At 54.9% G+C, this 13,213-nt stretch carries 11 protein-coding genes; 4 read left to right on the plus strand and 7 right to left on the minus strand.

Annotation, left to right across the window (positions count from 1 at the left end; all coding sequences use genetic code 11):
• Nucleotides 1–9: 9 nt before the first annotated feature.
• The 7 genes from KO508_RS02295 to KO508_RS02325 all read right to left on the minus strand — a co-directional run bounded on the left by KO508_RS02295 (nt 10) and on the right by KO508_RS02325 (nt 8,614).
• Nucleotides 10–789: a 3-hydroxybutyrate dehydrogenase gene (locus tag KO508_RS02295; RefSeq protein WP_216006718.1), complete on the minus strand. Its 780-nt coding sequence runs from the start codon at nt 787–789 to the stop codon at nt 10–12.
• 12 nt (nt 790–801) lie between these two features.
• On the minus strand, nt 802–2,166 hold the full coding sequence (locus KO508_RS02300) for a TRAP transporter large permease (protein ID WP_216006719.1): 1,365 nt from the start codon (nt 2,164–2,166) through the stop codon (nt 802–804).
• Entirely contained in the window at nt 2,166–2,804 is a 639-nt protein-coding gene (locus tag KO508_RS02305; RefSeq protein ID WP_216006720.1) for a TRAP transporter small permease subunit, read from the minus strand. The genes KO508_RS02300 and KO508_RS02305 overlap by 1 nt, the downstream gene beginning before the upstream one ends.
• Before the next feature lie 118 nt (nt 2,805–2,922).
• Complete coding sequence (locus KO508_RS02310; protein WP_216006721.1) at nt 2,923–3,975, minus strand: TRAP transporter substrate-binding protein; 1,053 nt, start codon at nt 3,973–3,975, stop codon at nt 2,923–2,925.
• Between the two features lie 327 nt (nt 3,976–4,302).
• On the minus strand, nt 4,303–5,715 hold the full coding sequence (locus KO508_RS02315) for a sigma-54 interaction domain-containing protein (protein ID WP_216007296.1): 1,413 nt from the start codon (nt 5,713–5,715) through the stop codon (nt 4,303–4,305).
• Between the two features lie 137 nt (nt 5,716–5,852).
• Nucleotides 5,853–7,961 carry a D-(-)-3-hydroxybutyrate oligomer hydrolase gene (locus KO508_RS02320; protein WP_216006722.1) on the minus strand — a complete coding sequence of 703 codons (2,109 nt, stop codon included), beginning with the start codon at nt 7,959–7,961 and terminating at the stop codon, nt 5,853–5,855.
• Between the two features lie 293 nt (nt 7,962–8,254).
• Nucleotides 8,255–8,614, minus strand: a complete 360-nt coding sequence (locus tag KO508_RS02325) for a DUF6164 family protein (RefSeq protein ID WP_216006723.1) — start codon at nt 8,612–8,614, stop codon at nt 8,255–8,257.
• 87 nt (nt 8,615–8,701) lie between these two features.
• On the opposite strand from KO508_RS02325, the gene KO508_RS02330 reads away from it, so the two are divergent.
• The 4 genes from KO508_RS02330 to KO508_RS02345 are packed head-to-tail and all read left to right on the plus strand — an operon-like array spanning nt 8,702 to nt 13,184.
• Nucleotides 8,702–10,114, plus strand: coding sequence for a DUF2868 domain-containing protein (locus KO508_RS02330; RefSeq protein ID WP_216006724.1), 1,413 nt, complete (start codon nt 8,702–8,704; stop codon nt 10,112–10,114).
• Nucleotides 10,111–11,541 carry a GTPase/DUF3482 domain-containing protein gene (locus KO508_RS02335; protein WP_216006725.1) on the plus strand — a complete coding sequence of 477 codons (1,431 nt, stop codon included), beginning with the start codon at nt 10,111–10,113 and terminating at the stop codon, nt 11,539–11,541. The genes KO508_RS02330 and KO508_RS02335 overlap by 4 nt, the downstream gene beginning before the upstream one ends.
• 50 nt (nt 11,542–11,591) lie before the next feature.
• A complete protein-coding gene (locus KO508_RS02340; protein WP_216006726.1) occupies nt 11,592–11,987 on the plus strand; it encodes an ectoine synthase in 396 nt (131 codons plus the stop codon).
• Between the two features lie 12 nt (nt 11,988–11,999).
• Complete coding sequence (locus KO508_RS02345; protein WP_216007297.1) at nt 12,000–13,184, plus strand: MFS transporter; 1,185 nt, start codon at nt 12,000–12,002, stop codon at nt 13,182–13,184.
• The last annotated feature ends 29 nt before the right edge of the window (nt 13,185–13,213 follow it).

Raw genomic sequence — 13,213 nt, forward strand, 5'->3', positions numbered from 1 at the left:
TCCTGTTACTTACTGCATGTGCCAGCCGTGGCTGACAACGAAAGATTGGCCAGTGAGTGCGGCCGAAGGAAAGGCCGCAAGATGCACGGCCATTTCGGAAACATCTTCCAAGGTAGTGAACTTGCCGTCCACCGTGTTCTTCAACATAACCTTGCTGATGACTTCCTCTTCAGAAATACCAAGTTCTTTTGCCTGCTCCGGAATCTGTTTGTCTACCAGCGGCGTTCTTACAAAGCCCGGGCAGATAATATTACTGCGCACGCCATGCTCCGCGCCTTCTTTAGCAACCGCGCGGCACAAACCCAGCATGCCATGCTTTGCAGCCACATAAGGTGATTTCAGGGGTGAGGCCTCCAGAGAATGTACAGACCCCATATACAGCATAGTACCTCCACCACTTGCGTACATCTGTCTGAGCGCAGCACGGGTTACCAGAAAGGCGCCATCAAGATGCACGTTGATGACCCGGCGCCAGTCCGCATACGCCAGTTTATGTACCGGATCTATATGCTGAATACCTGCATTGGCCACGGCGATGTCCAAACCGCCCCATGCTTCCACAATGGTGGCAACACCGGCATCGACTGCGGCTTCATCGGTCACATCCATGGCCAGAGCCATGGCAGTGCCGCCCGCTTTTTCTATGGTATCTACAGTCTCTTGGGCGCTTTCCAGAGTAAGGTCGGCTACAGCTACACGGGCGCCTTCGCGGCCATAGTGTTCTGCGATTGCACGACCGATACCGCGCCCGGCTCCTGTAATCAGGGCTATTTGGTTTTCTAATCGCATCGTTGTCTCTCCTTAGTCATAAGCCACACCGGGCAGCCAGGTCGCGATCTCGGGTACCAAAAATACAATGGCCAGTGCGATCAGCTGAATAATGATGAAGGGTATAACGCCCTTATAGATGTCGATCACCGTGATTTCTGGCGGCGCTACACCTTTGATGTAAAACAGAGCAAAGCCTACCGGGGGCGTCAAAAACGACGTCTGTAGGCACATGGCAAAGAGGATGGTAAACCACACCAAGTCAAATCCGAGATGTTGGACAACCGGGGCCACCAGCGGAAGAATAATCAGTGTAATTTCAACCCAGTCGAGGAAGAAACCAAGCAGGAACACCGCGAACAGAATGGTCAACACCACGCCGTAGGGACCGAATGGTAGGCCCAACAGTGCATCTTTGATTACTTCATCGCCACCAAGCCCCCGCAACACCACAGAGAAAGCCGTTGCGCCAAGAAAAATAGCAAAGATAAACGCAGACGTTCGTGTGGTTTGCTGTATTGATGAGCGGAGAACCTTCGTATTCAGTCGCCGTGCCATAACAGCCAGCAAAAGAGCACCCAAGGCGCCGACACCGGACGCCTCCGTGGGCGTGGCTATGCCAGCAAAAATAGAACCGAGTACACCGAGAATCAGCGCAGCTGTAGGCAAAACTGCCTTGGCGACGTCCCAGACAATACTCCAGGATACTTTCTCCGTACCCTCGGGCACTGGCGCGATGTGCGGCTGCAACAGCGGGCGGATCATGGCATAGGCAACGTACATGGCACCCAATAGCAAACCGGGCAGGAAGGCTCCCATGAACAAGTCACCCACGGAGGCTTCGGGAACTGCCAGTCGGTCAGCCATCAGCACCAACATTATGGAAGGAGGAATCAGGATCCCAAGGGTGCCTGTGGCACAGGCCGTGCCCACTGCAAACCCTTTGTCATACTTGTTTTCCATCATCACGGGCAAGGAAAGCATGCCCAGTAGCACCACGGACGCACCAATAATGCCGGTGGTCGCTGCCAGCAGTACGCCAATAATAATGACCGTTACCGCATAGCCACCACGAACAGCACCAAACAGCTTTACCATGCTATTCATCAGTCGCTCAGCAACACCAGACTGGTCGAGCATGATGCCCATGAAGATAAACATGGGCAGCGCTACCAAGGTTTCACTGTTAACGACTTTCCACACCCGCTCGGGCATAAGTCCCATGGATGATACATAGTCAAACCAAAGATTGGCGCCAAAATTCTCAACGGCCACCACACCGATAACCGTCCAGATAACGGCAGTACCACCCAACACCCAGGCAACCGGAAAACCGGTCATCAACAAGGCCCCGAACGTTAGGAACATGCCAATCACAAATAAGGTTTCAAGCTCCATCAGGACACATCCTCTTTCTTGTTATTACTAGTATCGACAGGGATGGGCTTCGGAAAACCAAAAAGCAGTGCGGTAACTTTTAGCAAGCGCGATAGCGCAGCAATCGCTAGAAGAATAAAAGATAGTGCCACAACGCCCTTGAGAACCCAGCGGTAAGGAAGCCCGGCTGGCGCCTGACTGGTCTCGCCCTGCTGCCAGGAACTGAATGCGTAGGGGATCATCTCGTAAACCGCCAGCCCAAGAAACGGTAATAGCAGGAATAACAGGCCGAACAGTTCAACCCAGCCTTGAGTCTTCAACGTCATGCGTTCATGAAGCACATCCACCCTCACGTGATCATCAACCACTAGGGTATAAGCCAGTCCCAGAAGCCAGCCAATGCCAGCCAGATGCCACTGGACTTCTTCCAATGTCACTGATCCATGACCAAAGGCATAGCGACCAACCACCGCCCAGATGATTACGCCAGTTAGCACCACCCAGAGCCAAGAAGCACCCTTGCCTATTGCTGCGACCGCGCGATCGACCCATTGGCTAACACGGGTTGTTGGTAACTCTGTATGGTGGTGAAGGAATTCACCGGCATCGGGCACCGGTGCCCGCGAGTTTTGCGGTGAGTCTTTATCAGACACCGTCATAGAATAAATCCCCGCTCAGAAAACCTATGCTGTGAAACAAGGATGGCCCCGAAGGGCCATCCAGACTTGGTCCGAGAGCACCGAAATTTCTTCCGGTGCTCTCGGTCAGCTCTGGGGCTTAGAGATCCGACGGTACGTACGCACGCGAATCCCACACCTTGTAGGTCTCCATGAACTCGTTCTGGCTCTCGTAAACACGCTTGAAGTCCGCATCTTTGGAGGCTTCTTCTTTCAATACCTCTTCAGTAACCGACTTTAGCTTCTGGAGAACGTCACGGGGAATCTGGTCAGCGTTAACACCTTTGGCCTGAAAGCCAGCCAGCACCTTACCGTTCTTGTACTCGCCCTCGGCCAGAGCCAGCGTTGTGGCGGCGGTACAAGAGGCGTCAACCAGCGCCTTTTGAGCGTCGGTTGCGCTGTTCCACTCGTCCTTGTTGATCAACATGTACTGAGCAGTGAACTGCTGATGCCAACCGGGGAAGAGATTGTATTTGACCACCTGATTGAATCCGAGAATCTGGTCAATGGCAGGCATGGAAAATTCGGTTGCATCGATGGTGCCTTTTTCCAGCGCCTGAAATAGCTCACCCCCGGGCATCATGGTGACCGAAGCCCCCAGTTTTTCCAGAACCTTGCCACCTAAACCCGCGAAACGAATCTTTAAGCCTTTGTAGTCTTCCAGAGTGTCAATTTTGTCTTTGTACCAGCCAGCTGTTTCGGGCCCGATTATGCCGCAAAGCTGCGCGTGTACGTCGAAGCCTTTGTTGGCATACACTTCCTGCAGCATTTCATGGCCGCCACCATAGTAGTACCAGCCGGTATAGGCCCAAGGCTTCATACCAAAAGGTACAGCCGCAAACAGTGGAATCGCCGGAACCTTGCCTTGGTCGTAACCGATCCAGGTGTAACCCGCAGAAACCTTGCCATCGGAGACAGACTGGAGAATATCGAACGCCGGAACCAGCTTACCGGGCTCGTAAACACGAACCTGAATGCTACCGCCGGAAGCTGCATTAAGATTGTCTGCAACCCAGGCAGCTGGCGAACCCAAACCGGGGAGATTGGTGGAAAAGGCAACCGGCATTTTCCAACGCAAATCGTCTGCGTATACCGATCCTGTTGTCAGGGCAATCGCACCGGCAATCCCGGTGATGGCCTTGAGAAGTTTCATTGGCGAGTCTCCTAGCATTGTTGTTGTAGTTAGCTGGCAGGATGTTTTCCTGACGAGCCTGATCTGAGCGTAGTCAGACATCGCAGGAAACGAGACAGACATTTGTGTATTTTGAGTCCTACGAAAGCGTCAGTCTTGTTTTCTGCGTTGTTCTGACGTCCTGCATCCAAGAAACAGCAGAGACTGTGCCAATATTTTTTTTGTTATATGAATCAATAAGATAATATAAAGCCAGAACTTTTGACGATGTAAAGTGTCCTAAAAGTCGGACGATATAATTCGATAGTCGTAGGTACTTGTACAGATATCAAGACACCTGTCCGGAATTCAGGACATTTTCGCGAGTTTCTCATACAGCACGGACCGGGAAATGCCTAAGAGCCGGGCGGCTTTCGTACGGTTCCCCCTGCTTGCAACCAGCGCCTCTTCAACCGCCTGAGCTTCCGCCTCGGCTAGGGTTTCAGCTAATGGCCTGATGGGGCGCGACGAACCCCGTAAGGCCGGGCGAACCCCACCTCGAGGCAAAACCTTGAACATGGCATCAGCATCTAGAACGCCACCTTCCTCACTCATGGTCAGGGCGCGCTCAAGCACATTACGTAGCTCGCGGATGTTACCGGGCCAATCGTAACTGGCCAAAGCCGCAACGCCGGCATCGGTTATTTCCGCACGCATGTCCAGCCCTTCGCTAATCTCCCAGAGCAACGTTTCACAGAGCAGGCCAACGTCTGCCAATCGCTCTCTCAAGGGGGGGATGGGAATTTCGAGAACGTTGAGTCGGTAGTATAGGTCTGAGCGGAAAGTGCCGTCGGCAATCATAGCTTCAAGGTTGCGACTGGTTGCGGCGATAATGCGGACATCCACCGATGCAACCTTGTTGGAGCCAAGTGGTTCAACCTCCCCTTCCTGCAAGGCCCGCAAAAGTTTGGCCTGCAACGGCAGGGGCATGTCGCCAACCTCATCCAGAAACAAGGTACCGCCGTTAGCGAGCTGGAACTTGCCTTCGCGATGCTTGCGGTCTGCACCGGTGAAAGCACCTGGGGCGACACCGAAGAACTCAGCTTCGAGAAGATTGTCCGGAATGGCCGCCACGTTTACGCCCACAAAGGGCTTTGCTGCGCGTCTGGAGACAGCATGAATTGCCTGAGCCAGCACCTCCTTACCGGTACCGGTTTCGCCCAGTAAAAGCACGGCCATCTCACGACCGGCCGCCAAGCGGGCGCGACGCTTCACTTCAAGGGCACCGGGGCTAGCCCCAACGAAATCCCCGAGGCTGTATCGCGTGCTTCTTTCCTTTTTAGCCAGCGCTTTGCGCGCCGCAGCGAGATCCTGATGCAAGCGCCGATACTTGCTCACCAGCGGCGTTAGCGGTTGTAAATCATCGTAGAGTACAAACGCTACAGCGCCTTCTATTTGTCCATCTTCGTCGTAGAAGGGCAACCGGGTAACCACCAACTGTTGCTGTTGATGCTCCATGATGTCCAACAACAAGGGGTTGCCGGTTTCCACCACCTCGGGCATGCGGGTCCCGGGAATCACCTGACGCACCGGGCGGCCGATAGCACTCGCCGGGTCTTTCAGGCCCAGTAACTGCGAATAGCTGTTGTTCAGCCAGGTGATACGGGCCTCACGGTCAACGGCGATCGCCCCGGCACTAGCTTCCTCAAACATCGGGAAGAGTGCTTCGATAAGGTCTCGAGTCAGCCCGCTTTTATTTTTCTCACCAAACAACTGTGTCATGTAGCGCGTACCGCCGGGTCCAATATCATTCATGTTGAAAGCCCTGACACCCGGCAAGCCGGGTGTTCCGTCGGAAGTATATGGCCCTCTCAGCAGCGTGAGCAAATGAGAGGGCGCGCGCGATCACAAAAAGGCTGTCACTCCGGGATGCGTAACTCGCTATCAACCAAGAGAATTAAATCTCCATCCGCCGGTTGCGCTGCAATTTCAGGAAGGTTGCTCTCGGCCAGAGGCGTTGCGATATCCCCCCGCGGCGTGGTTCGGACTACCTGACTTGGCGGCAGTTCGGTACCGTTGGTCAAACGCTCCCAGACCAGATCCAGAGCTTGAAAATAGTAATGATGCAAAGGCACATAGCGGTCACCAATACCTGCGAACTGGTTCAGGATGTCGAGGTGGTGAGCGTTGAGCACTTCGTAATAACGAAGCTGGCTGGCAGTACCCTCAACCCGCTGATTAAGCCCGTAGTAGGGCCGGGATGCATGGTTGATGGGCAAAATGGCATCCGCTCGACCCGTCACAAACACTGCAGGCTTGCCACGGAGGTTTCCGGTTGCCCTGATGTCTTCGATGCCTTCAGCGATTGCTGAAGCCAGTGTGGCATCAGCCCCCGTCAACGCATCTCCTGTAATGGCATCACGCCCCAAGGCCAAACTGTGCAGGCACAATAAGGCGTCCAGACCGTAATCGATCTGGCTACTGCTTGGAGACACACTTGCGGGAAGCGCCGTGGGCTGGCCTTCAGCGTCATCGTAGATAATATCGACGCCTGCAGTGGGTGGGATACCGTTACTGACTGCAAAGGCGGCTGCCTCCCCGGCATCGGTAAACGGCGTCACCGTGCCAGCAGAGTCTGTTGCAGCAAAACTGAGCCCGCACACCCGATCTTCCACACCCGCACGGCCATAGGCATTGGCGTAAGTCATGGAAATGCTCTGAGCCACTTTGGAGGCAAAATGCACTGGCGCAAGTAGATTCTGCTCGGGCTGGATGCCGAAGTCTTGATTCAGGATTCTCTGAGCATCTGTTGCACGCGCGTCAGTGTCAGCACCCGTTACAAGGCCTTTGTTAAACAAGGAGTTGCAGATATTCTCACGCACCTGCTCCGCGTTGAGCGCGTTCAGCGGTGCGTTATCGCGGATGACTGGCGCCTGATTTGCACAGCCCTGATATACCGCAAGCGCAGTGGTGTATTCGAGCAAGCTGCGGCTGTGCTCAGATATCGCGGTGCTGGTACCTTGAACAATGGTGAAACTTGTGTCCATAACCGGGTTTACGTTGGGCTCGGACACGGCTACGCCATCAATCAACCCATTAATGTCCTGTTCTGCAGCGCGAACGGAAGAGCCGCCACCGTTGGAAACGCTGGAAGCGATAACTAACGTGTTCAGAGGTGTAATGGCATTGCTGTCGCTGCCGAACTGCTTATTGAGCGCCCAGAACCCGAATTCAATTGATTGCAGCACGTGCTGCCCCCAATCCGCTTCCGGATTGGCTTTCGAGTGCGCATGCTTCCAGGCCAAACGATCGGGCCACAAAGCACTGAAATCTCCGCGTTCCGTATCGGTCAGGTCTGCGCGGAACTGAACTGGCTCATCTCCCGTGGTAAGAGTGCCATCAATACGCTGAGCGGTGTTGCTCTTAAGGTTGTGCGAACCCGTGCCGCTACCTTTATCGGTGTAAACCACCGCGCAGCCTTTTTTCAAACCCCATTCCCCAGCTGTGCCAATCGCCCCGTAAACGCCTCTGGAACCGGATGATGGCGCGGTAATCATACAGGGGCTACTTTGATCAAAGCTGTCAGGTATCTGGGCCATAACCGTAACGGGCACGTCGCTACCCGGAACTGCCATAAAGGCAATGTATTCATGCCCCGGGATCATTCCTTCGGTGCCAATGCCTACGCTGGGGCCAAAGAACTCGCCATAACCTCCGCCAGCCGATGTATCGACTAAGGCACGGTAATTATTGTAGATGGCAAGCCTGCGCAACTCACTAGGCGAGGGGTTGAGGGCATCGGAGAATGTCGGCGCAGTAGGGCTGCCTAATCCCGTGGCGCCCATACCTGCGGTTAACAAGTCATCTGTCACACCATCGTATTGGGTATGCTGAATATCGCCCTGAATAAATCCGGGAATCGGGTTTGTGGCAGGCGGATTATCGTTGCTGCTGCCATTGCTGTCATTACAGCCACTGAGGCCAAGGCCTGTAGCGCCGATCAGCGCACAGATCATGATGCGTTTCATGGTCGTTCCTTATTTTGTTGTTGTTTAGAACGGGCCGGGACCGCGACCCGAGACCATTGTTATGCGCATCCTATGCCATGATTTTAGCTTACTGTTTTTGTTGGTTTTTTTCGGGATTTCCTTTATCCAAGTCGGCGCTTGTCCAGATTTCCGGACAACCTTAGAACCCATTTCACTCGGATTTGCACGGAATCACCTAGTTATAGGCGCTAGCACAGCCGAATTGTCCGGAATAGCGGACAACGTCGTGATTGGCGGACAGCCGGTTAAAGCGACATACCTGAAGCCCGCCGTCAAATCCGGATAAACGGCAGCAGACTGAGCCCCATAATCACCAATATGGCCACGCAAGCAGCCAGAGTGCGAACAGGCTTGTGTCGAAGCATTTGCCAAACACCACCGCTCTCGCCACTCAGTCGCCGAGCCTCATAAGCCTCACGTTGGCTTTCCATGCGCTGGCGCTGATATTCGTGCAGTAAGGCTTTCGCCCGGTTCGCTTCGTCTGTGTCGTGCACCCAAAAACCACCCATACTGATACCCCAACGGCTTGGCGGCGTCTCGTAAAAGCGCACGTCGTGGGCGTCAAATAACGCCCGTATTTCGTCGGCTTCGTCATCTGGCACGTGACGCAAATTCATCAGGTGGTGGGGCATGAAGGCTCGTTATCTGGTATCGGACAGGGTAATACCGATATCCTAACACCATAGACCCAAAGACCGAATTCATCACCGGAACCCTTCATGACTGATCACCCCCTCCGCTTACTGCTGGATTTCGATACCTGCGCCCAAAGAGACAAAGGCCAGGCCCCGGCATTTTTACACCGGCGGGATCGCAAGTTTGCACTGTCCTGCGAGCAGCAAAAGGTTGCGCCTACTCCAAAGCGCTGGCTGGCCCACATCAACCATCTGAGCGGCCCGGGGGCGAGCGCATCGCCAGCGGAACACACTCTGGGTTTCTGGCGTCGGATCAACAGTGGCTTTATGGCTGCGGGCACCCTATTTGGTTTACTCACTATGCTCGGCTTGCTGTTTTACGACGGTGGTCAACGCATCAACATCACGGTTTTTTTGGCCTTTGTTGCTTTCCAGCTTTTGCTGGCACTGCTAACTACGGGGCAGTCTCTTGCGGGCTGGCAGCCTTGGAGAACACTGCTCCGGCGCTTTCGCAACAATCCCGAATCTGAGGTGTCGGTAAAACTCCAGCCGGTTCTTATGGCAAGGGCCGCGCAACTGGGTGGGCTGTGTTTTGCGCTGACCGGTTTGGCAACCCTGCTGATTATGGTGGTACTACAGGATCTAGCTTTTGGGTGGAGTACCACTCTTGAGACCGATGCCAGCCGCTATCACAGCTTTATTGTTGCGGTTGCAGCGCCTTGGGCCTGGTTTTTGCCAGCTGCTGCACCAGACCTTGCACTTGTGGAAGCCACACGGTTCTTTCGCGCTAACGCGGCTGCGGACAGCATGAACCCGGCACGCTGGGGCCAGTGGTGGCCCTTTATTGCTATGCTCTGGACCACTTGGGCATTGTTGCCGCGACTTGCTCTTGCCCTGCTGGCGAACGTTCTAGTCCGGCGCAAGGCGCGGTATCTGTTGGCTAACCATCCGGCTATGCGAGCCTTGATGTATCGTATGGAAACACCTGCTCTGCATACAGGCAACGACCATAACGATGCCTCGGATCTGCCGGATACCGAAACGCACCTCAGACTAAAACCTTTGCCAGACGCCAGTATTGCCTTGTGTTGGGCAGGCGCGGGCGACCCGGAGTTGCCGGATGCACTGAGTGCAGGCAAGAGCCTGATTGCCAAAGCAGGCGGGCGGATGACGCTCACACAAGACCGGCAGGTTCTAGAGCAAGTGGCCAAACAACTGACACAGACACCCAGCGAATCAGTCCTTCTGATAACACGCAGCTGGGAGCCTCCTACGGGAGAGTTGGAAGATTTTCTGATTTCTGCGCGGGAACTCTGGCCTGAAGCATCGAAGATCGCCTTAGTGCCATTGGCCACCCGCATTGAGCGCGAACCGGATGCCCATCAAATTCAGCAATGGCTGAGATTTGCCAAGCGGGTAGGGCCGGAGTTTGTAACGGTTAGCCTGATACCAACGCACAGAACCCTTCCGGATGTGAATGGGGGAATTATGGAATGAGTACCGCACCTATTTTTGCCGTTGTAGGCCACCCCAACAAAGGCAAATCCAGCGTGGTGGCAACCCTATCGCAGAACGATGCCATAGCCATTGCGCTGGAGCCGGGCACTACACGTAAGCGCCAGCCCTACCCATTAAGCGTGGACGGCAGAGTGCTCTATACGTTGGTTGATACGCCCGGTTTTCAGCGCCCCCGACGGGTACTGGAATGGCTTGAAGCCCACAGCGTGTCGGCACCTGATCACAGCGAAACAGTGCGAGCGTTTGTTCAACAGCATCAGGGTGACGGCCGCTTTACCGACGAATGTGAATTGCTGGCACCGCTGATTGAAGGTGCGGGAATTATCTATGTGGTTGATGGTTCTGCCCCATACAGCGCTGAGCATGAAGCTGAAATGACCATTCTGCGCTGGACTGGTCAGCCCAGTCTGGCGCTGATCAATAGCATCGGGCCCGATGATTACAGCGACACCTGGCAGGCCGCGCTCGGACAGTTCTTTCAGGTTGTGCGCAAATTCGACGCAGTTCGCGCCCCGTTCGAGCAACACTTGAGTTTGTTACGAGCTTTTGGGCAGCTTGAGCCCGACTGGGAAAAGTCTCTAGATCAAGCAACCCACTACCTATCGGCCCAACGCGAACAGCGCCAGCATCAGGCTGCTGGCATCATTGCCAAAGCCTTGAAAGATATGATGTCGTTTCAGGAAAAGCGCACGCTCACGCTGGATCAAGCCGCAGGCACCAGTGACAGCACCCTAGCGGATCAGCTCCGACAGCGCTGGTATCAGCACCAACGGCAACGGGAGCAGACTCTGCGGGTGGAGATAGAGCACCTGTATCAACATCAAAGTATTCGTCGACAGGAAGCCGAGCTCGAATGGCACAGTGATCACGACCTGTTCTCGGAAGACAGCCGCAAACACTGGGCCGTTAGCCGACGCTATCTGGCGACTGCCGGTTTTGGTGCAGGCGCCGTTAGCGGTGCAGGGCTGGATGCACTTACTCTGGGCTCATCTCTGGGCGCCGGTGCCCTAGTGGGCGGCCTGATCGGCGCTGCTGGAAGCTACATGTACGGAGGCCGCTTCACGCTGCCGGCTCTAAGCATTGGCTTGCTTCAAGACGGCCTGAAAACAGCCTCCTTCGGCCCCGTGCAAGACAGCCAGTTTGGCTACGTGGTTTTAGGACGGGCCGTGGACCATTGGTGGCACATTAGCCACCGTAACCATGCAGGTAGAGAACTGCTCGACCTACAACCTGCAGATCATCACTGGCTCGAACGCCTCGATAAAACGAGTCGCCAAACCATTCAGAAGACCCTAGATAGGTGCCGTAAACAGCAACCGTTAGACGAAAGTCAGCGACATAGATTCCACGGCGCCATAGAACAATGCATGGCAGTTTATGACGACTGGCGGTTGAACCGGACCTGAAAGGAATGTTTATACTGTACGGCTATTCCATCACAAAATGAGGAATGCTCATGAAGATTGTGCGAGTTCAGGACATCATCGGTACCGAACGTGAAGTGCATGGCCCCGGCTGGACAAGCCGTCGTATGTTGTTGAAAAAAGACGGTATGGGCTTCTCGTTCCACGAAACGATCATTCCGGCGGGTGCCGAGCTTAACCTGTGGTACAAACATCATCTGGAAGCCGTTTATTGCGTAGCCGGTAATGGCAGCATTACAGACAAAGCCACTGGTGAAACCCACCAAATCTCCGACGGTACGCTCTACGCTCTCGACAAGCACGACCAACATACCCTACGCGGTGGTACTGAGGACATGCGTCTTATCTGCTCGTTCAACCCACCAGTTACGGGTCAGGAAGTTCACGACGAAGACGGCGCCTACCTGCCGGATACCAGCGAAGACTGATCTTACTTGTCCATAGCAGAAAACTCCGCGCCAACCTCATCGCCATCGACAGCAAGCCTGCTGCCGGTGGCGGTATTACTTTGGCTGGCAGGAGTCTACTTGCGCATCCCGATACTGGTTGCGCCACCGCTAGCACCGTTCATCGGTGACGAACTGGCACTCTCCCAGACCCTCACTGGCGCGCTGACTACCCTGCCTATTCTCATGCTGGCCATTGGCGCCATGCCGGGCTCCCTGTCCATATCCCGAATGGGTCCACGCAACACCCTGGCACTGGCCATGCTCGTTATGGTCATTGGCTCTGCTGGTCGTGGGCTGGCACCAGACACCATCACCCTGATGCTCACTAGCGCCGTTATGGGCCTAGGCATAGCCATGATGCAGCCCGCGCTACCGGCTTTGCTACCGCGCTGGCTGGAACCCAAAAACTTGGCGCTCGGCTCTGCCATTTACATGAACGGCATGCTGATGGGCGAATTCATTGGTGCAGGTATCACCCTGCCGGTCATCATGCCGCTACTGGACAACAGCTGGCGTGCAACCATGCTGGTTTGGTCATTACCCGCACTGCTGGTCGCTGCTGCCCTGTTCCTACCCAAGCGCGATCTGGCGAGACCCACCCGCAAAGCCGCCTGGCTACCCGACTGGAAAAATCCGCTCACGCTTAAACTGGGCTTATTACTTGGCGTATCCGGCTCGCTGTTTTTCGGCGTAAACGCCTACCTCGCGGCCTTGCTGGAACAAAGGGGAGAATTCGAAAACCTCACCGAAGCATTGTTCTGGTACAACTTCGCTCAGGTAGTGGCTTCTCTGTTGATGCTGAAAATGGCGCGCTACTGGGTAGGAAGAAAAGCCCCTCTGCTCATCATGCTGATACTCAGCTTACTGGGAACAATCGGGTTATTAGTGTTTTCAGGGTGGTGGGCAATCGCCAGCGCTACGTTCATGAGCTTCACCGCTGGCATACTGTTAATCATGATGGTGGCACTACCACCACTGCTGGTGCCCGCCAACGAAACCGGCAGACTGTCCGCCGGCAACTTTCTGGTCGGCTACACCATAGCCTTCGCCGTACCCATGCTGGGCGGCCTACTCTCGGACTGGACCGGCGACATAAAGCACGCAATAGCAGTAATGATTGTCTATGGAGTTCTAGTCTCCCCATTGGCAATCAAACTAAACCTGCAAAGGCAGTAAAACGCCCCCACCAATGGCCGAAGGCCGGG

It is taken from the genome of Marinobacter salexigens (genome assembly GCF_018860765.1).
Taxonomy (GTDB): domain Bacteria; phylum Pseudomonadota; class Gammaproteobacteria; order Pseudomonadales; family Oleiphilaceae; genus Marinobacter; species Marinobacter salexigens_A.

Coding starts and splice junctions, on each gene's coding strand:
- KO508_RS02310 (WP_216006721.1), bottom strand. CDS start 3,975: ATGAAACTTCTCAAGGCCATCACCGGGATTGCCGGTGCGATTGCCCTG.
- KO508_RS02295 (WP_216006718.1), bottom strand. CDS start 789: ATGCGATTAGAAAACCAAATAGCCCTGATTACAGGAGCCGGGCGCGGT.
- KO508_RS02335 (WP_216006725.1), top strand. CDS start 10,111: ATGAGTACCGCACCTATTTTTGCCGTTGTAGGCCACCCCAACAAAGGC.
- KO508_RS02340 (WP_216006726.1), top strand. CDS start 11,592: ATGAAGATTGTGCGAGTTCAGGACATCATCGGTACCGAACGTGAAGTG.
- KO508_RS02325 (WP_216006723.1), bottom strand. CDS start 8,614: ATGCCCCACCACCTGATGAATTTGCGTCACGTGCCAGATGACGAAGCC.
- KO508_RS02300 (WP_216006719.1), bottom strand. CDS start 2,166: ATGGAGCTTGAAACCTTATTTGTGATTGGCATGTTCCTAACGTTCGGG.
- KO508_RS02330 (WP_216006724.1), top strand. CDS start 8,702: ATGACTGATCACCCCCTCCGCTTACTGCTGGATTTCGATACCTGCGCC.
- KO508_RS02315 (WP_216007296.1), bottom strand. CDS start 5,715: ATGACACAGTTGTTTGGTGAGAAAAATAAAAGCGGGCTGACTCGAGAC.
- KO508_RS02305 (WP_216006720.1), bottom strand. CDS start 2,804: ATGACGGTGTCTGATAAAGACTCACCGCAAAACTCGCGGGCACCGGTG.
- KO508_RS02320 (WP_216006722.1), bottom strand. CDS start 7,961: ATGAAACGCATCATGATCTGTGCGCTGATCGGCGCTACAGGCCTTGGC.